The sequence below is a fragment of the Pseudomonas sp. GW821-FHT07G06 genome, assembly GCF_058986625.1.
Genome location: NZ_JBYSVW010000023.1, coordinates 40,763 through 58,021, shown reverse-complemented (window position 1 = coordinate 58,021; position 17,259 = coordinate 40,763). Strand labels below are relative to the sequence as shown.

Genomic DNA, 17,259 nt, shown 5'->3' with positions numbered 1-17,259 from the left:
TGAAAAAGTGTGTATTACGGTTCGATGTTGCGACGGTTGACCTTGGCCATCGGCAAGGGAATCAGCTTGCCCATCGGCTCGCGCCGCTCCTGACGGACCGGCCGCAGGCCCACCACGATCTTGCGCGCCACCAATAAATAGAAGCCGCCGCCCGACAGTTGCCAGTCACCGGCCTTGCGCTCCCAACCCGCCAGGCGGGTCTGCCACGCCGGTGACGCAAGCGGCGGACGATAGCACCCGAAGCGGCGTTTCTCCAGCGCGAAGCCCAGCAGGTTCAGCCAGTCCGCGACCCGTGACGGCGAAATGCAGCGCGCCTTGCGCAGCGCATCCTGGGCAAACACATGCCGCAGGCCCCAACTGCTCCAGGGATTGATGCCGATGATCAGCAAATGCCCGCCGGGCCGCACGCTGCTCGCCGCCTCGCGCAGCAAACCGTGGGGCGACAGGCAGAAATCCAGGCCGTGCTGCAGCACTACCACATCGGCGGCGTGCTCGCTCAGCGGCCAAGCCTGTTCCTCACAGACGATCTCGACCCCCGGCAACGGTGCGCCAAGACGTACGTTACGCTGCACCTGCGGCGCTGACGGCGGGGTCTGGGCCGAGGGACCGTAATGCACCAGATAGCCACCAAAGAACCGCCCGAGCTCGTCTTCGAGCATGCGACGCTCTTCGTCCAGCAGGAATTGCCCGATCGGACCTTCCAGCCACTCGCGGGCCGCGCTGATCAACGCCAGCCAGTCAGGATCAGCCTGTGCGAACGCTTTATCAGTCATTGCATTCTCCAACGCGCCAGGAAGTTCTAAGATGCGCCATTGTTTTCCGCTTGGCGAATCCGACGATGATACAGATCACAGCCCTGCCCGCCTTCACCGACAACTACATCTGGTTGTTACAAGACCACGGCAGCAAACGCTGCGCGGTCGTCGACCCGGGTGATGCCGCCCCGGTACACGCCTGGCTCGCGGCTAATCCGGGCTGGGTACTGAGTGATATTCTGATCACTCACCACCATCATGACCACGTCGGCGGGGTCGAACTGCTGAAGAAAGCGACAAACGCGACAGTCTATGGTCCGGCCAGCGAAACGATCCCGGCACGGGACGTTGCACTCAAGGACAACGACAAGGTCAGTGTGCTCGGTTGGGACTTCGACGTCTTGGCGGTCCCCGGCCACACCCTGGGGCATATCGCCTATTACCATCACGGTTTGCTGTTCTGCGGCGACACCCTGTTTGCCGCTGGTTGCGGGCGACTGTTCGAAGGCACGCCACAGCAAATGTACAGCTCGCTGACTCGCCTCGCTACGCTGCCGGAAGACACGCTGGTCTACTGCACCCACGAATACACCCTGAGCAATCTGAAGTTCGCCGCCGCCGTCGAACCGAACAATCCGGACACGGCCGAACGCCTGGCCAAAGTCGCCCGCCAACGGGAGTCCGGGATCATGACGCTGCCGTCGACACTGGCACTGGAAAAGCTCACAAACCCGTTCTTGCGCGCCCGTGAAACATCCGTTAAAGAAAAAGCGGACGAACGGACCGGCACCGATAACTCGGCGCCCGATATGGTTTTTGCTGCGCTTCGCGCTTGGAAAGACACGTTCTAAAGGGGTCCGCCAAGGCTGTAACAATTCTGAAAGGTTGACCGCGCAGGGTGCGCTTTCTAGAATCGCCCGACATTTTTGCCCGGAACTTACTTCCAGCCAATGTCGTCACCTATTCGCAAAGCCATCAGTTCCGACGCATTGACCCGCCTGGCTCAAGCCATTGCGGTGGCTGTGTCCGCCACCCTGGCGGGCTGTTCCAGCCATGCGCCGCAGACCGATGCAGCGCACACGCAGAACATCGCCGCGCGTGCCAAGCAGAAGCCGATCTGGCTCAGCGAAAAGCCCAGCCCGCAAATTCCACAGGACGTCTGGGAGCGTATGCGCCAGGGCTTCCAGTTGCAGGACGGGCTGGGTGTCAACCCACGCATCGAGCAGCAGCGCCTGTGGTTCGCCAGCAATCCATCTTTCCTCGAAAACGCCGGCGAACGTGGCAGCCTCTACATTCACTACATTGTCGAGCGCCTTGAAGAACGCAACATGCCGCTGGAACTGGCCCTGCTGCCAGTGATTGAAAGTGCCTACAACCCGATGGCCTACTCCCGGGCCAACGCGGTGGGTCTTTGGCAGTTCATCCCCTCCACCGGGCGTTACTTCAACCTGCGCCAGACCCGTTTCTATGATGGCCGTCGCGACATCACCGCGTCGACCACCGCCGCGCTGGATTACCTGACCCGCCTGCACGACATGTTCAACGGCGACTGGATGCTGGCCCTGGCGGCCTACAACGCCGGCGAAGGCACCGTCAGCCGGGCCATCGAGCGCAACGAGCGTCTCGGCCTGCCGACCGACTACTGGAACCTGCCGCTGCCCTCCGAAACCCAGGCCTATGTGCCGAAGTTGCTGGCACTGTCGCAAGTGGTGATGGCGCCGGAAGCCTACGGCGTGAACCTCAACCCGATCGCCAACCAACCCTATTTCCAGGTCGTCGAAATCAACCAGCGCATGGACCTGTCCAAGGTCGCTGAAGTGGCCAACATCGACGAAGATGAACTGTTCCAGCTCAACCCGGCCTTCAAACAGCGCACCACCATCGACGGCCCGCAGCACCTGCTGGTGCCGACCTCCAAGGCGCAACTGCTGACCAGCAGCCTGCAGACCATGCGCCCTGAAGAGCTGATCAGCAAGAAGTCGCTCAAGCCGGTCTTCGAAGGCGCCGACGACACCCAGGTCGCCAGCGCCAGGCGCTCCTACCGGGTCAAACGGGGTGACAACCTCGGCTCCATCGCCAAGGCCAACAACGTTGACGTGAAGGACCTGCAACGCTGGAACAAACTGACCGGCAAGAATCTCAAGCCCGGCCAGACCCTGGTCATGCAGGACAACAGCAAACGCAGCTCCGGGCGCGTCAACACCGTGATTGCCGCCAACTCCAAAAAGCAGCAGACCAAGTACAAGGTCCAGCGAGGCGATTCGCTGGCCATCGTGGCCAAGCGCTTCAACGTCGAGATGCAGCACCTCAAGCGCTGGAATCCTCGTGTCGGCCAGGCGCTGAAACCCGGCCAGATGTTGACGGTGGCCAATCCGCATTAAAAAGAGCCCCTGATTTCAGGGGCTTTTTTATGCCTGCTCAGTTTTTGTGGGCAGTGCAAAAACCTGTGGGAGCGAGCTTGCTCGCGATGACGGTGTGTCAGTCGACATCAATGCAAACTGATAAGCCCTCATCGCGAGCAAGCTCGCTCCCACAGGGATTGTGGCTCGACCGATACCCCCGTCTTTTTCCTGTCCATACAAGCTGTTACTGTACGGTCCACAAAGCCCAAGCCGCCTGGATCGGATCTCCTATTTGAAGCGTCCCCTGCCCCTGCTCCTGATCAGCCTGGCCTTGAGCTCCACCGCAAGCGCGACGATCAGCGAAAGCCATGGTTATGCGCAGTTCGGCACGCTCAAGTACCCGGCCCGATTTACCCACTTCGACTGGGTCAACCCGCAAGCGCCCAAGGGCGGTACGTTGCGGGTGATGGCGTTTGGCACCTTCGATACGCTCAACCCGTACACCTTCAAGGGCACCAGCCCGGTCACCACACCGAACTTCCTGCAATACGGTATCAACGAACTCAACGAACCGCTGATGGTCGGCACCGGGCAGTACGCGCCTTCGGGTGACGAGCCCGCGTCCAGCTATGGCCTGATCGCCCAGACGGTGGAGTACAGCGAGGACCGCAGTTGGGTGGTGTTCAACCTGCGTCCTGAAGCACGCTTCCATGACGGTACGCCGATTACCGCCTTCGACGTTGCGTTCTCCTACCGCACGCTGCTCAAGGAAGGGCATCCGCTGTACCGCACCAACCTTCAGGAGGTGCTGCGGGTCGACATCCTCAACCCACAGCGCATCCGTTTCGTGTTCAAGCGCGCCGGCAATCCGCTGCTGATCCTGCGCCTGGGCGAAATGCCGGTGTTGCCACAGCACTACTGGAAAGGCCGTGACTTCAAGGCCACCACATTCGAACCGCCGCTGGGCAGCGGACCGTATCGCATCACGTCGGTCACGCCAGGACGGCAGATCGTCTTCGAACGGGTCAAGGATTACTGGGGCAAGGACCTGTCGGTCAATCGCGGCAAGTACAACGTCGACCGCATGGAAGTCGAGTTCTACCGCGACAGCGACGTCGCGTTCGAGGCGTTCAAGGCCGGTGAATTCGACATCTATATCGAGCATCAGGCGAAGAACTGGGACACCGGCTACAACTTTCCCGCCCTGCGCCGCGGTGACGTGATCAGGGCACAGATCCCCCACCAGATCCCGACCCAGACCCAGGGCCTGTTCATGAACGGCCGCCGGCCGACTTTCTCGGACGCCAGGGTCCGTGAAGCACTGGGGCTGATGTTCAACTTTGAATGGACCAACCGCGCGCTGTTCAGCGGTGCCTACAAACGCGCCATGAGCTATTACCCCAACAGCGAGTTCTCGGCCAGCGGCTTGCCGGTCGGGCATGAATGGCTGTTGCTCAAGCCCTATCGTGACCAGCTGCCGGCCAGGCTCTTTACCGAACCGTTCAGCCTGCCGCAGACCGATGGCCGAGCTATCCCCCGGGAGACCTTGCGCAAAGCCCTCGGCCTGCTCGCCGAAGCCGGCTGGAAGCTCAATGGCCAGCACCTGCAAAACGCCGCAGGCCAACCCTTGCGCCTGGAGCTGTTGCTGGTCAACCCGAACCTGGAACGCATCCTCCAGCCCTACGTCGAGAACCTCGCCAGCATCGGCATCGATGCGCGGCTGCGCACGGTCGATCGCGCGCAATACAAGCAGCGCCTCGACCAGTTCGATTTCGACATGATCCTGATGACCCTCAACCAGACCCTCAGCCCGGGCCTGGAACAATGGCAGTACTTTCATTCCAGCCAGGCCGGGGTCAAGGGCAGCAAGAACTACGCCGGCATTGCCAACCCGGTGGTCGACCATCTGCTCGAACAGTTGCTGGCCGCCCAGACCCGAGACCAGCAAGTCGCCGCCGGCAAGGCCCTGGACCGCGTGCTGCTGTGGCAGCACTACATCGTTCCCAACTGGTACCTCAATTATCACCGTCTGGCGTACCGCAACCGGCTCGCCTTTGTCACCACGCCGCCTTACACCCTGGGCCTGAATGCGTGGTGGCTGAAATCTTCGGAGAAAGATCAATGAAGCCCATCCGCACCCTGCTCCTGCAGGCCAGCGGCCTGTTGTTCGCCGGGCTGGCCTGCGCCGCCCCGCAACACGCCGTGACCCTGTACAACGAGCCGCCGAAATACCCGGCCGACTTCAAGTACTTCGACTACGTCAATCCCGACGCGCCCAAGGGCGGGATCTTCCGCCAGGCCGGGTTCGGTGGCTTCGACAGCCTCAACCCGTTCATCAGCAAAGGCGTGCCGGCGGATGATATCGGCATCATCTACGACACCCTGGCCAAGCAAGGCCTGGACGAGCCGTTCACCGAGTACGGCCTGATCGCCCGACTGATCGAGAAAGCCCCGGACAACGGCTGGGTGCGCTTCTACCTGCGCCCCGAAGCTCGCTTCCATGACGGCCATCCGGTACGCGCCGAAGACGTGGTGTTCAGCTTCCAGATGCTGACCAAGGACGGCGCACCGATGTACCGCGGTTACTACAACGACGTGGCCGAAGTGATCGCCGAAGACCCGCTGACCGTGCTGTTCAAGTTCAAGCACACCAACAACCGCGAGCTGCCGCTGATCCTCGGCCAGTTGCCGGTGCTGCCCAAGCATTGGTGGGCCGACCGCGACTTCAACAAGGGCAACCTGGAGATCCCGTTGGGCAGCGGCCCCTACAAGGTCGGCGAAGTGAAGGCCGGGCGCTCGGTGCGCTACGAGCGGGTCAAGGACTACTGGGGCAAAGACCTGCCGGTCAATCGGGGCTTCTATAACTTCGACGTGATGACCACCGATTACTACCGCGACAACACCGTGGCCCTGGAAGCACTCAAGGCCGGGCAGTTCGACTACTGGCTGGAAATGACCGCGAAGAACTGGGCCAATGCCTACAACATCCCGGCGGTCACCGAGGGCCGATTGGTCAAGGAGCAGATTCCCAACGGCAACCCGACCGGCATGCAAGGCTTCGTGTTCAATCTGCGCCGCCCGGTGTTCCAGGATGTGCGCGTCCGCCAGGCCCTGTCGCTGTTGCTGGATTTCGAATGGACCAACAAGCAACTGTTCAACGGGGCCTATGTGCGTACCCGCAGTTACTTCGAGAACTCGGAAATGGCCGCCACCGGCCTGCCTGACACCGATCAGGTGGCGCTCCTCGAGCCGTTCCGCGCCAAGCTGCCACCGCAAGTGTTCAGCGAAGCCTTCCAGAACCCGACCACCGACGGCAGTGGCATGATCCGCGCCCAGCAACGGCAAGCCTATCAACTGCTGCAGGAAGCCGGCTGGCGCATCGTCGATGACAAAATGGTCGACGCCACCGGCAAGCCGGTGGTCATCGAGTTCCTGTTGGCCCAGACCGAATTCGAACGAGTGCTGTTGCCGTTCAAGCGCAACCTGAGCGACCTGGGCATCGACCTGGTGATCCGCCGGGTCGATGTCTCGCAGTACATCAACCGCGTGCGCTCCCGGGACTTCGACATGATCGTCGGCAGCTTCCCGCAGTCCAACTCACCGGGTAACGAACAACGGGAATTCTGGATGTCGGCCGCCGCCGACAAACCCGGCAGTCGCAATTCCATGGGGCTCAAGGATCCGGTGGTCGATCAACTGGTCGAGCAACTGATCAACGCCGATTCGCGCAAAAGCCTGGTGGCCCATGCCCGCGCGCTGGACCGCGTTCTGCAATGGGGCTATTACGTAATACCCAACTGGCACATCAAGACCTGGCGCGTGGCGTACTGGAACCACCTCGGCCACCCGAAGGTCTCGCCCAAGTACGACATCGGCACGTCCACCTGGTGGGTCAAGCCCGACATCAAGCCGGCGATAGAAGTCGAAACCATACTGCAGGCCGATCCTGCGGGCACGGAGTAATCAGATGCTGGCGTACATTTTTCGTCGACTGTTGCTGATCATTCCGACCCTGTTCGGCATCTTGCTGATCAATTTCGTGATTATCCAGGCCGCCCCGGGCGGGCCGGTGGAACAGATGATCGCCAAGCTCGAAGGCTTCGAAGGCGCCACCAGCCGCATCGCCGGCGGCGGTGCCGAAGTCTCGGTGGCAGGCTCGGCCTATCGCGGCGCCCAGGGCCTGGACCCGGCGCTGATCAAGGAAATCGAGCACATGTACGGCTTCGACAAATCGGCGCCGGAACGCTTGTGGATCATGGTCAAGAACTATGCGTCGCTGGATTTCGGCGACAGCTTCTTTCGCGACGCCAAGGTCATCGACCTGATCAAGGAAAAGATGCCGGTCTCGATCTCCCTCGGGCTGTGGAGCACCCTGATCATGTACCTGGTGTCGATCCCGCTGGGGATCGCCAAGGCCACGCGACACGGCAGCCATTTCGACGTCTGGACCAGTTCGGCGATCATCGTCGGCTACGCGATCCCGGCGTTCCTGTTCGCCATCCTGTTGATCGTGGTGTTCGCCGGCGGCAGTTATCTGGACTGGTTCCCGTTGCGCGGGCTGACTTCGAACAACTTCGATGAACTGAGCATGGGCGGCAAGATCCTCGACTACTTCTGGCACCTGGCGCTGCCGGTGACCGCGCTGGTGATCGGCAACTTCGCGACCATGACCCTGCTGACCAAAAACAGCTTCCTCGACGAGATCAACAAGCAGTACGTGATCACCGCCAGGGCCAAGGGCCTGACCAACCACCGCGTGCTGTACGGCCACGTGTTCCGCAACGCCATGCTGCTGGTGATCGCCGGTTTCCCTTCAGCCTTCATCGGTATCTTCTTCACCGGCTCGCTGCTGGTGGAGGTGATCTTCTCCCTCGACGGCCTGGGCCTGATGAGTTTCGAGGCAGCGATCAACCGTGATTACCCGGTGGTGTTCGGCACGCTGTTCATCTTCACGTTGCTGGGGCTGGTGGTGAAACTGATCGGCGATCTCACCTACACCTTTGTCGATCCGCGCATCGACTTCGAAAGCCGGGAGCATTGAGATGAACCTGTCCCCTCTCAATCGTCGGCGCTTCGAACTGTTCAAGGCCAACAAGCGTGGCTGGTGGTCGCTGTGGCTGTTCCTGATCCTGTTCGGCGCCAGCCTGGGCGCCGAGCTGATCGCCAACGACAAGCCGCTGGTGGTGCATTACGACAACAACTGGTACTTCCCGGCGCTCAAGCGCTACCCGGAAACCACCTTCGGCGGCGAATTCCCGCTGGAAGCCAACTACAAGAGCCCGTACATCCGCGAACTGCTCAAGGCCAGGGACGCCTGGGTGCTGTGGGCGCCGATTCCCTACAGCTACCAGAGCATCAACTACGACCTGAAAGTTCCGGCCCCGGCTCCGCCCTCGACAGACAACCTGCTGGGCACCGACGACCAGGGCCGCGACGTACTGGCCCGGGTGATCTACGGTTTCCGCATTTCGGTGTTGTTCGCCCTGACCCTGACCGTGCTCAGCTCGATCATCGGCGTGATCGCCGGGGCCTTGCAGGGTTTCTACGGCGGCTGGGTGGACCTGGCCGGGCAGCGCTTCCTGGAGATCTGGTCCGGGCTGCCGGTGCTGTACCTGCTGATCATCCTCGCCAGCTTCGTGCAACCCAACTTCTGGTGGCTGCTGGGGATCATGCTGCTGTTCTCGTGGATGAGCCTGGTGGACGTGGTGCGCGCCGAGTTCCTGCGCGGGCGCAACCTGGAATACGTGCGCGCCGCCCGCGCCCTGGGCATGCAGAACGGCGCGATCATGTTCCGCCATATCCTGCCCAACGCGATGGTCTCGACCATGACCTTCATGCCGTTCATCCTCACCGGCGCCATCGGCACACTGACCGCCCTGGACTTCCTCGGTTTCGGTCTGCCGGCGGGCAGCCCGTCGCTGGGTGAACTGGTGGCCCAGGGCAAGTCCAACCTGCAAGCGCCGTGGCTGGGCATCAGCGCCTTTGCGGTGCTGGCCCTGATGTTGAGCCTGCTGGTGTTCATCGGCGAATCCGCTCGCGATGCCTTCGACCCGAGGAAGTGAAATGAATCAGGACAATCTGATCGAAGTGCGCAACCTGTCCGTCGAATTTGTCGTCGGCAATCGTTGTCAGCGGGCCGTCGAAGGCGTCAGCTTCGACATCAAGCGCGGCGAAACCCTGGCCCTGGTCGGTGAGAGCGGTTCCGGTAAATCGGTGACCGCGCATTCGATCCTGCGCCTGCTGCCCTACCCGCTCGCCCGCCATCCCTCCGGCACCATCGAATATTCCGGGCAGAACCTGCTGGACCTGAAAGAAAAAACCATCCGCCACATTCGTGGCAACCGGATTGCGATGATCTTCCAGGAGCCGATGACCTCGCTCAACCCTCTGCACTCGATCGAAAAGCAGATCAACGAGGTGCTGGGCATCCACAAGGGCCTGAGCGGCAAGGTCGCGACCAAACGCACCCTGGAACTGCTGGAGATGGTCGGCATCCCCGAGCCGCACAAGCGCCTCAAGGCCCTGCCCCACGAATTGTCCGGCGGCCAGCGTCAGCGGGTGATGATCGCCATGGCCCTGGCCAACGAACCGGAACTGCTGATCGCCGACGAGCCGACCACCGCGCTGGACGTGACCGTTCAGCTGAAAATCCTCGAATTGCTCAAGCAATTGCAGGCCCGACTGGGCATGGCGCTGCTGCTGATCAGCCATGATTTGAACCTTGTGCGAAGAATTGCGCATCGCGTATGTGTCATGCAGCAAGGTTGCATCGTCGAACAGGCATCGTGCGAAGAATTGTTCCACGCACCGCAGCATCCGTACACTCGGGAACTGCTGGCAGCGGAGCCCGGCGGCAAGCCTGCAAGCAACGTGATCGGCCCGCCCCTGCTGGCGGTCGAGGACCTGAAAGTCTGGTTTCCGATCAAGAAAGGCTTGCTCAAGCGCACGGTGGATTACGTCAAGGCGGTCGACGGCATCAACTTCAGCCTGCCCCAGGGCCAGACCCTGGGGATAGTGGGTGAAAGCGGTTCCGGCAAGTCGACCCTGGGCCTGGCGATTTTGCGGTTGATCGCCAGCAAAGGCGCCATTCGCTTTGAAGGCCAGCCGCTGGACAGCCTGACACAGCAACAGGTCCGGCCGCTGCGGCGGGAGATGCAAGTGGTGTTTCAGGACCCGTACGGCAGCCTGAGCCCACGGATGTGCGTGAACGACATCGTTGGCGAAGGCCTGCGGATCCACAAGATGGGCACCGAGGCGGAACAGGAACAAGCGATCATTGCAGCACTCAAGGAGGTAGGCCTGGATCCGGAAACCCGGCACCGCTACCCCCACGAATTTTCCGGCGGGCAACGGCAGAGAATCGCCATTGCCCGGGCATTGGTGTTAAAACCGGCGTTGATTTTGCTGGACGAGCCGACTTCGGCCCTCGACCGCACGGTACAACGCCAGGTAGTGGAGCTTTTGCGTTCGCTGCAAACCAAGTACAACCTGACGTATCTGTTTATCAGCCATGACCTGGCTGTGGTGAAAGCGCTCAGCCACCAGTTGATGGTGGTCAAGCATGGCCAAGTGGTCGAACAGGGAGACGCGCAAAGCATTTTTGCCGCCCCCCAACATCCGTATACACAGCAGTTGCTGGAAGCCGCTTTTTTGGCTCCGGCCACTGCGCAATAACCTGAAAGAGGAGCAACACATGGGTTTTCTCGCCGGTAAGCGCGTACTGATCGTCGGTGTCGCCAGCAAGCTGTCCATCGCATCCGGCATTGCTGCCGCCATGCATCGCGAGGGCGCTGAGCTTGCCTTCACTTATCAGAACGACAAACTCAAGGGTCGTGTCGAAGAGTTCGCACAGAGCTGGGGTTCCAACCCTGACCTGTGCTTCCCGTGCGACGTGGCCAGCGATGAAGAAATCGCCAAGGTCTTCGTTGAGCTGGGCAAAAAGTGGGACGGCCTGGACTGCATCGTGCACTCCGTCGGCTTCGCCCCGGGCGACCAACTGGACGGCGACTTCACCGAAGCCACCACCCGTGAAGGTTTCCGCATCGCTCACGACATCAGCGCCTACAGCTTCGTGGCCCTGGCCAAGGCCGGCCGCGAAATGATGAAAGGCCGCAACGGCAGCCTGCTGACACTGTCGTACCTGGGCGCCGAGCGCACCATGCCGAACTACAACGTGATGGGCATGGCCAAGGCTTCCCTGGAAGCCGGCGTACGTTACCTGGCCGGTTCCCTGGGCCCGGACGGCACCCGCGTCAACTGCGTATCGGCCGGCCCGATCCGCACCCTCGCCGCTTCCGGCATCAAGAACTTCCGCAAGATGCTGGCCGCCAACGAAGCGCAGACTCCGCTGCGCCGCAACGTCACCATCGAAGAAGTCGGCAACGCCGGCGCCTTCCTGTGCTCGGACCTGGCGTCCGGCATCAGCGGTGAAATCATGTACGTGGACGGTGGCTTCAACACCACGGCCATGGGCAGCCTCGAAGAGTAATCTTCGGTCAGCCAATAAAAAACCCGCCTTGATTGGCGGGTTTTTTATGCCTGCGATTTCCCCGGCCGATGCAGCCCCCCTGTGGGAGCGAGCCTGCTCGCGAAGAGGCAATCACATTCAACACCTCTTCTGGCTGATACACCGCTTTCGCGAGCAGGCTCGCTCCCACAAGGTCTGTGCTATGCCAGACATTTGGCGAACAACTGCTGAATCGGCTGCATTCGCTGGCTGTACCGCTGCAACAACACAATCTCCCGATAAAACGTCAACTCGCCCAAGGGGATGACTCGCACCCCGGCCCCATGCTCAAGCCACAACCCGGCCTCCGGCAACAGGGAAATCCCCAACCCACACTCGACCATTTTGACAATGGCCTCCAGCTCATCCAGCTCCAGTGCCCCGTGCACCTCGATCTGCTGTTCGCGCAAAAACCGCGTCACCAGTCGCCCGCCAAACGAATTGCGGTCGTAGCGCACATGCGGGTGCTCGGCGAGCAGTTGCAACGGATCATCGCCGTCCAGGTCCGCCGGGACGATCAGCACGAACGGCTCCCGGCGTATCACCTGCGCGGACAACTCCTTGGGCAACTCGAATGGCGGCTTGATCAGGATCGCCAGGTCCACTTCTCCGGTGTCCACCTGACTCAACAGGTTCAGTGACACACCGGGCACCAGCTTGGGCTCCAGCAAGGGCGCCTGCTCGCGCAATCGCAGCAGCGCCTGAGGCAGCAGCCCGGTCTGGGCGGTCGCCACCGCGCCGATTTTCAACTCACCACGGTACTCGCTGACATCGTCACTGACCGCCATGCGGTTGAAGGTTTCGAGCATTTCCCTGGCCATCGGCAACGCACGCTGCCCCGCCGCATTGAGCAGCGCCTGACGCCCGGTGCGGTCGAACAGACGGATGCCCAGGGCCTGTTCCAGGTTGCGAATCTGCGCGCTCACGGCCGACTGCGTCAGACCGATATGCATGCCGGCCGCGGCGAACGTGCCGTGACGCGCCACCGCGACAAAGGTTTTCAGTTCTCGCAACATGGCGGCCTCGATTGATCGAAATAATTTGAGCTCGACGCAAAAATTATCGTCTTTCAATCAAAAAGCACAGATCTAAACTCAACACACGCCCACTCACCACCGAGGTTCGCCCGATGCAACTGTCCCCTTTTCACCTGGCCATTCCGGTCTACGACTTGCCCGCCGCCCGGCACTTTTATGGTGCGGTGTTTGGCCTGGAAGAAGGTCGGTCGAGCGACCACTGGGTCGATTTCAATTTTTTCGGCCATCAATTGGTGATTCACCTGGCGCCGAAAAACCCTTCGCAAGAAGCAGCCCACACCAATGCCGTCGATGGCCACGATGTGCCAGTGCCGCATTTTGGCGTGGTGCTCGGGATGGCGGAGTGGGAAGCGCTGGCCGAGCGGCTGAAGTCGCTGGGAACTCGCTTCGTGATTGAGCCGGGGATTCGTTTTCAGGGGCTGGTGGGGGAACAGGCGACAATGTTTCTGTTCGATCCTTGCGGGAATGCGCTGGAATTCAAGGCGTTCAAGGATATTGGGCAGTTGTTTGCCAAATAGGTGGTGTCTGTCAGGACGCCTTCGCGAGCAGGCTCGCTCCCACAGGGGTTAGTGGGTGGCCAACGCCGGTCAATGTGGGAGCGAGCCTGCTCGCGATTGGGCCCGCCCAGCCAGCCTCATACTAACGGCTCATCACACGCTCAGCCTCCCCCAGCAGCTCCTCAATCGAACCATGAACAACCGGGTCATATTCAACCTGCACAACACTGAAACGAATGTCATAACTGCGATGCGCCGCAGCGTTGCGCTCATCGAGTATCTCATTGAGTCGTGCCTTGATCGCTGCAATTTCAACGCTGCCAGACCCTGTCAGCAACGCCACGAAGCGGTCGCCCTCAAGCCGGCCAACCACATCGTTTTCACGAAAACCGATACGCAGGACATCGGCGAAGGTCTTGAGCGCATCGTCACCTTTGGCCCGGCCATACAGATAGCTGATGCGCTTGAACTCATCGAGGGAGAAGTACAGCAGCGTCGCTGGCGTCTCCAGCGCCCGGCAAGCCTCCAGCCCGAGTCGGGCCAGCGCGGTGAAGCCATGGCGATTGGACAGCAGCGTCAGCTCATCCATGCTTGCCATTTGCACGCCCGCCAGCTCTCGCTCGGCCTGGCGCGCCATTTCACGCAGCCGCTCCCGTTCTTGCTGTGGCGTGAGCAACGGGCTCGCGGATCGACCCGATTTGCCCGTTTTGCCTGAGATCAACATCGTTCACTCCCATTGCAGGTATGCACTTTAGAGTCGCCCATACCCGCATTGACTCCCTGCAAGCGTGCCGTTGGTCAGCTACCCGCCACCGGGCACGGCCCTCCTGCGTCGGCCCAGCGTTTGAATTGGCTGACGAAGATGTCGTGCGGCACCGGCACCGGCGCGCGATTGCCGCCCGGGTTCCAGCCCCACAGCACCAGCTTGTCGTCGCTGACGTGCTTGATCAGCGCGGCGAAATCCCGGTCGCCGTTGCTGGCGCGATCCTTGATCATCGCGCACAGCCGGTCGGCCGGCAGGCCGATCCAGGCCATCCGCTGCGCTGCCGGCGGCAGGCTCCAGTGTGGCGCCCCGGGCGGCGCATGAGGACCATAACTGGCCGGTGGATTGCTTTGCGCATGGCAGGTTGCACAGGGCAACGCGGCCGCGCCCTTGCCGTCCATGCCACGCACGACATTCATCGCATGGGGCACGCCGGCATCGAATTGCAGCGGCGAATCCCCGGGAATGTGGCAGTTCTGGCAACGCGGGCTCTGGAAGACCTTCTGCACGGTGTCGAACGCCTGCAAGGCCTCGCGGTCATCGGCGAACACGTGCGATGCATAGGCGATGAGACAGACCAGGATCACCGCCCCAAGCAACCAGTGATGACGTTTCATCTCACACCCCCGACAGCTGCAAGGGCAGCTCGCGCAGGCGCTGCCCGGTCAGGGCAAACACCGCGTTGGCCACCGCCGGCGCCGTGGGTGGCACACCGGTTTCGCCGATACCGCCGGGTTTCTCATTGCTGGGCACGATATGCACTTCGACCACCGGCATTTCGTTGAGCCGCAGCACCTGATAGTCGTGATAGTTGGACTGCACCACCTGCCCGTCCTTGAGCGTCAGCTTGCTGTGCAAGGCGAAGCTCAGGCCAAAGGTGATGCACGACTCCATCTGCGCGGCGATGCTCTGCGGGTTGACCGCAATGCCGCAATCCACCGCACACACCACCCGGTGCACGCGGATGGCGAGGTTGTCCTGGGACACCTCGGCCACCTGGGCCACGTAACTGCCGAAGGATTCATGCACCGCCACACCCAAGGCATGGCCGTCCGGCAGCGGCGCCTTCCAGTTGGCCTTCTCCACCGCCAGGTTCAACACACCGAGGTGGCGCGGATGGTCCTTGAGCAAGGTGCGCCGGTACTCCACCGGATCCTTGCCGGCCGCCGTCGCCAGCTCATCGATCAGCGACTCCATGACAAACGCGGTGTGGGTGTGTCCCACCGAACGCAGCCACAACACGCTGATCCCGGTTTGCGGCGAGTGCAGTTCGATCTGGTGATTGGCCAGTCCTTCGAAGTAAGGGCTATCGGCCACGCCTTCGACCGAGGTCTTGTCGATCCCGTCCTTGACCATGCTCGCTTCAAGCGAGGTCCCGGCCATGATCGACTGCCCGACCATCACATGCTTCCAGGCCAGCGGCAGGCCGTCAGCACCCAGCCCGATACGCGCATGGTGCAGGAACGCCGAGCGATAATAGCCGCCACGGATGTCGTCCTCCCGCGCCCATACGGTTTTCACCGGCATCCCGGCGGCCTTGGCGACATGCACCGCTTCGCTGACGAAGTCCGAGGTCGGATTGGCGCGGCGCCCGAAGCCGCCGCCGAGAAACTCGGTATGGATCTCGACCTGTTGGGGTTTGAGCCCGGTGATTTGCCCGGCGACCATCTGGTCCAGGGTCTGAAACTGGGTGCCGGTCCAGATTTCGCACTTGTCCTTGCTGATGCTCACGGTGCAGTTGAGCGGTTCCATCGGCGCGTGGGCCAGATAGGGCACGCTGTATTCGGCGTCGATGGTCTTGGCCGCTTTCGTCAGCGCAGCCGGGGTATCGCCTGCCTGACCGGCGTTCAGGCCAGGGGTGGTGGCGAGTTTGCGGAAGCTTTCCAGCAGCGCCTGGCTATTGAGCCCCGCGTTTGGCCCCGGGTTCCACTCGACTTTCAGCGCATCGCGCCCCAGCTTCGCCGCCCAGTAATGATCGGCAATCACCGCAATGCCCGTCGGCACTTGCACCACTTTGTGCACGCCGGGAATCGCCAGCGCCTCGGCGCCTTCAAAGGATTTGACGCTGCCGCCGAAGGTGGGCGAACGGGCGACCATCGCCGTCATCAGCCCCTCGAACTGCACGTCCATGCCGAATTTCGCCCGGCCGGTGATTTTCTCCGGTGTGTCCAGACGTTTTGTGGGTTTACCGATCAGCCGCCAGTCTTTCGCGTCCTTGAGTTTGATCGAGGCCGGGTCCGGCGGTGGCAGCTGTCCGGCGTCATCGGCCAACTCGCCGTAGGTGGCGCGATGCTCACCGGCAACCACCACGCCCGACTCTGTATGAATTTCGGAGGGAGCAACGTTGAAACGCTTGGCCGCGGCATCGATCAACATCAAGCGCGCCGCCGCGCCGGCCTGACGATAGCGATCGAATTCCATCCAGGTCGAGGTCGAGCCGCCGGTAATCTGCATTCCGCCAAATCCGGGCATGCCGTAGTCGGCGGCCGATGCCGGGGAATGCTCGACGCGGATCTTCGACCAGTCGGCGTCCAGTTCCTCGGCAATCAGCATGGTCAGGCCGGTCCAGATGCCCTGGCCCATTTCCGAATGGCCGAGCAACACGGTGACGCTGTTGTCATTGCCAATGCGCAGGAAAGCGTTGGGCGCAAACACCTTGCCCTGATTTTCCGCACCCATGGCGAACCGATGGGTGCCGGGCATGACAAACGCCACCACCAGTCCGCCGCCCAGCACAGCACTGCCCTTGAGAAAACCACGCCGCGATAATGCGTTGATGCTGTTCATGGCCACCTCAACCCAGCTCGGCGGCGCGCTTGACCGCCGCGCGAATCCGCGGGTAAGTGCCGCAGCGGCAGATGTTGCCGGACAACGCCTGATCGATGTCGCTGTCGGTCGGTTTGGGAATTTTCGCCAGCAGCGCCGCCGCCGACATGATCTGCCCGGACTGACAGTAACCGCACTGGACCACGTCGAGCTCCGCCCAGGCCTGTTGCACCGGGTGCGAACCGTCCGCCGACAGGCCCTCGATGGTTAGAATCTTTTGTCCATGGGCGACGGCGGTGGCCGGTGTGATGCAGGCGCGTAGCGGCGCGCCGTCGACATGCACCGTGCAGGCTCCACATTGGGCCATGCCACAACCGAACTTGGTGCCGGTGAGGTGGGCGACATCGCGCAAGACCCAGAGCAACGGCATGTCGGCGGGGACATCCAGCTCCTGATCCTGGCCATTGATGTTCAGGGTGAGCATGGCGCGGTTCCTCAGACTCACGGTGATCTGAAGGGGCGTCGCTGCAGCCTTGTACAACCTGCGCGCGCCTCGGGTTATCCCTTCAGCTAAGCGCAGATTTGCCGCCAGA

15 protein-coding genes are annotated in these 17,259 nt (G+C 61.9%); 9 read left to right on the top strand and 6 right to left on the bottom strand.

Annotation, left to right across the window (positions count from 1 at the left end):
- Nucleotides 1-14: 14 nt before the first annotated feature.
- Nucleotides 15-773 (bottom strand): class I SAM-dependent methyltransferase, encoded by a 759-nt coding sequence (locus AC3WJW_RS27585; protein WP_150718337.1) that lies wholly within the window; start codon nucleotides 771-773, stop codon nucleotides 15-17.
- A 65-nt stretch (nucleotides 774-838) separates the two neighbouring features.
- On the opposite strand from AC3WJW_RS27585, the gene gloB reads away from it, so the two are divergent.
- The 8 genes from gloB (at nucleotide 839) to fabI (ending at nucleotide 11,585) form a co-directional block, all read left to right on the top strand.
- Nucleotides 839-1,606, top strand: a complete 768-nt coding sequence (gloB, locus tag AC3WJW_RS27580; protein WP_493728190.1) for a hydroxyacylglutathione hydrolase — start codon at nucleotides 839-841, stop codon at nucleotides 1,604-1,606.
- A gap of 99 nt (nucleotides 1,607-1,705) precedes the next feature.
- Nucleotides 1,706-3,136: a transglycosylase SLT domain-containing protein gene (locus AC3WJW_RS27575; protein ID WP_493728189.1), complete on the top strand. Its 1,431-nt coding sequence runs from the start codon at nucleotides 1,706-1,708 to the stop codon at nucleotides 3,134-3,136.
- A gap of 265 nt (nucleotides 3,137-3,401) precedes the next feature.
- Nucleotides 3,402-5,222 carry an extracellular solute-binding protein gene (locus AC3WJW_RS27570; RefSeq protein WP_493728200.1) on the top strand — a complete coding sequence of 607 codons (1,821 nt, stop codon included), beginning with the start codon at nucleotides 3,402-3,404 and terminating at the stop codon, nucleotides 5,220-5,222.
- Nucleotides 5,219-7,060, top strand: coding sequence for an extracellular solute-binding protein (locus tag AC3WJW_RS27565; RefSeq protein WP_493728188.1), 1,842 nt, complete (start codon nucleotides 5,219-5,221; stop codon nucleotides 7,058-7,060). Before AC3WJW_RS27570 ends, AC3WJW_RS27565 begins: the two co-directional genes overlap by 4 nt.
- A 4-nt stretch (nucleotides 7,061-7,064) precedes the next feature.
- Complete coding sequence (locus AC3WJW_RS27560; protein ID WP_007979116.1) at nucleotides 7,065-8,138, top strand: microcin C ABC transporter permease YejB; 1,074 nt, start codon at nucleotides 7,065-7,067, stop codon at nucleotides 8,136-8,138.
- A 1-nt stretch (nucleotide 8,139) separates the two neighbouring features.
- A complete protein-coding gene (locus AC3WJW_RS27555; RefSeq protein WP_493728187.1) occupies nucleotides 8,140-9,159 on the top strand; it encodes an ABC transporter permease in 1,020 nt (339 codons plus the stop codon).
- Nucleotide 9,160: 1 nt separating this feature from the next.
- Complete coding sequence (locus tag AC3WJW_RS27550; protein WP_493728186.1) at nucleotides 9,161-10,771, top strand: ABC transporter ATP-binding protein; 1,611 nt, start codon at nucleotides 9,161-9,163, stop codon at nucleotides 10,769-10,771.
- A 19-nt stretch (nucleotides 10,772-10,790) separates the two neighbouring features.
- Nucleotides 10,791-11,585 carry an enoyl-ACP reductase FabI gene (gene fabI / locus AC3WJW_RS27545; protein ID WP_008028639.1) on the top strand — a complete coding sequence of 265 codons (795 nt, stop codon included), beginning with the start codon at nucleotides 10,791-10,793 and terminating at the stop codon, nucleotides 11,583-11,585.
- Nucleotides 11,586-11,764: 179 nt separating this feature from the next.
- Here the strand turns inward: fabI and AC3WJW_RS27540 are convergent, their stop codons facing one another.
- On the bottom strand, nucleotides 11,765-12,619 hold the full coding sequence (locus AC3WJW_RS27540) for a LysR family transcriptional regulator (RefSeq protein ID WP_493728185.1): 855 nt from the start codon (nucleotides 12,617-12,619) through the stop codon (nucleotides 11,765-11,767).
- Nucleotides 12,620-12,732: 113 nt separating this feature from the next.
- Between AC3WJW_RS27540 and AC3WJW_RS27535 the strand changes: the two genes are divergently transcribed.
- Entirely contained in the window at nucleotides 12,733-13,158 is a 426-nt protein-coding gene (locus AC3WJW_RS27535) for a VOC family protein (RefSeq protein WP_015095381.1), read from the top strand.
- A gap of 121 nt (nucleotides 13,159-13,279) precedes the next feature.
- Here AC3WJW_RS27535 and AC3WJW_RS27530 read toward each other — a convergent pair whose 3' ends face one another.
- From AC3WJW_RS27530 to AC3WJW_RS27515, 4 genes are all read right to left on the bottom strand, one after another.
- Nucleotides 13,280-13,861 (bottom strand): GGDEF domain-containing protein, encoded by a 582-nt coding sequence (locus tag AC3WJW_RS27530; RefSeq protein ID WP_493728184.1) that lies wholly within the window; start codon nucleotides 13,859-13,861, stop codon nucleotides 13,280-13,282.
- Between the two features lie 74 nt (nucleotides 13,862-13,935).
- Complete coding sequence (locus AC3WJW_RS27525) at nucleotides 13,936-14,517, bottom strand: hypothetical protein (protein WP_493728183.1); 582 nt, start codon at nucleotides 14,515-14,517, stop codon at nucleotides 13,936-13,938.
- A 1-nt stretch (nucleotide 14,518) separates the two neighbouring features.
- Entirely contained in the window at nucleotides 14,519-16,687 is a 2,169-nt protein-coding gene (locus AC3WJW_RS27520; RefSeq protein ID WP_493728182.1) for a xanthine dehydrogenase family protein molybdopterin-binding subunit, read from the bottom strand.
- Nucleotides 16,688-16,694: 7 nt separating this feature from the next.
- The gene (locus AC3WJW_RS27515) at nucleotides 16,695-17,150 is read right to left on the bottom strand and encodes a (2Fe-2S)-binding protein (protein ID WP_007976259.1); all 456 of its coding nucleotides are present in this window, start codon (nucleotides 17,148-17,150) and stop codon (nucleotides 16,695-16,697) included.
- Nucleotides 17,151-17,259: the final 109 nt, after the last annotated feature.

Excerpts from the sequence above, each read along its gene's own strand:
- AC3WJW_RS27585 (WP_150718337.1), bottom strand. The coding sequence starts at position 773 with ATGACTGATAAAGCGTTCGCACAGGCTGATCCTGACTGGCTGGCGTTG.
- AC3WJW_RS27535 (WP_015095381.1), top strand. The coding sequence starts at position 12,733 with ATGCAACTGTCCCCTTTTCACCTGGCCATTCCGGTCTACGACTTGCCC.
- AC3WJW_RS27525 (WP_493728183.1), bottom strand. The coding sequence starts at position 14,517 with ATGAAACGTCATCACTGGTTGCTTGGGGCGGTGATCCTGGTCTGTCTC.
- AC3WJW_RS27560 (WP_007979116.1), top strand. The coding sequence starts at position 7,065 with ATGCTGGCGTACATTTTTCGTCGACTGTTGCTGATCATTCCGACCCTG.
- AC3WJW_RS27530 (WP_493728184.1), bottom strand. The coding sequence starts at position 13,861 with ATGTTGATCTCAGGCAAAACGGGCAAATCGGGTCGATCCGCGAGCCCG.
- AC3WJW_RS27515 (WP_007976259.1), bottom strand. The coding sequence starts at position 17,150 with ATGCTCACCCTGAACATCAATGGCCAGGATCAGGAGCTGGATGTCCCC.
- AC3WJW_RS27520 (WP_493728182.1), bottom strand. The coding sequence starts at position 16,687 with ATGAACAGCATCAACGCATTATCGCGGCGTGGTTTTCTCAAGGGCAGT.
- AC3WJW_RS27565 (WP_493728188.1), top strand. The coding sequence starts at position 5,219 with ATGAAGCCCATCCGCACCCTGCTCCTGCAGGCCAGCGGCCTGTTGTTC.
- gloB (WP_493728190.1), top strand. The coding sequence starts at position 839 with ATGATACAGATCACAGCCCTGCCCGCCTTCACCGACAACTACATCTGG.
- AC3WJW_RS27555 (WP_493728187.1), top strand. The coding sequence starts at position 8,140 with ATGAACCTGTCCCCTCTCAATCGTCGGCGCTTCGAACTGTTCAAGGCC.
- fabI (WP_008028639.1), top strand. The coding sequence starts at position 10,791 with ATGGGTTTTCTCGCCGGTAAGCGCGTACTGATCGTCGGTGTCGCCAGC.
- AC3WJW_RS27575 (WP_493728189.1), top strand. The coding sequence starts at position 1,706 with ATGTCGTCACCTATTCGCAAAGCCATCAGTTCCGACGCATTGACCCGC.
- AC3WJW_RS27540 (WP_493728185.1), bottom strand. The coding sequence starts at position 12,619 with ATGTTGCGAGAACTGAAAACCTTTGTCGCGGTGGCGCGTCACGGCACG.
- AC3WJW_RS27550 (WP_493728186.1), top strand. The coding sequence starts at position 9,161 with ATGAATCAGGACAATCTGATCGAAGTGCGCAACCTGTCCGTCGAATTT.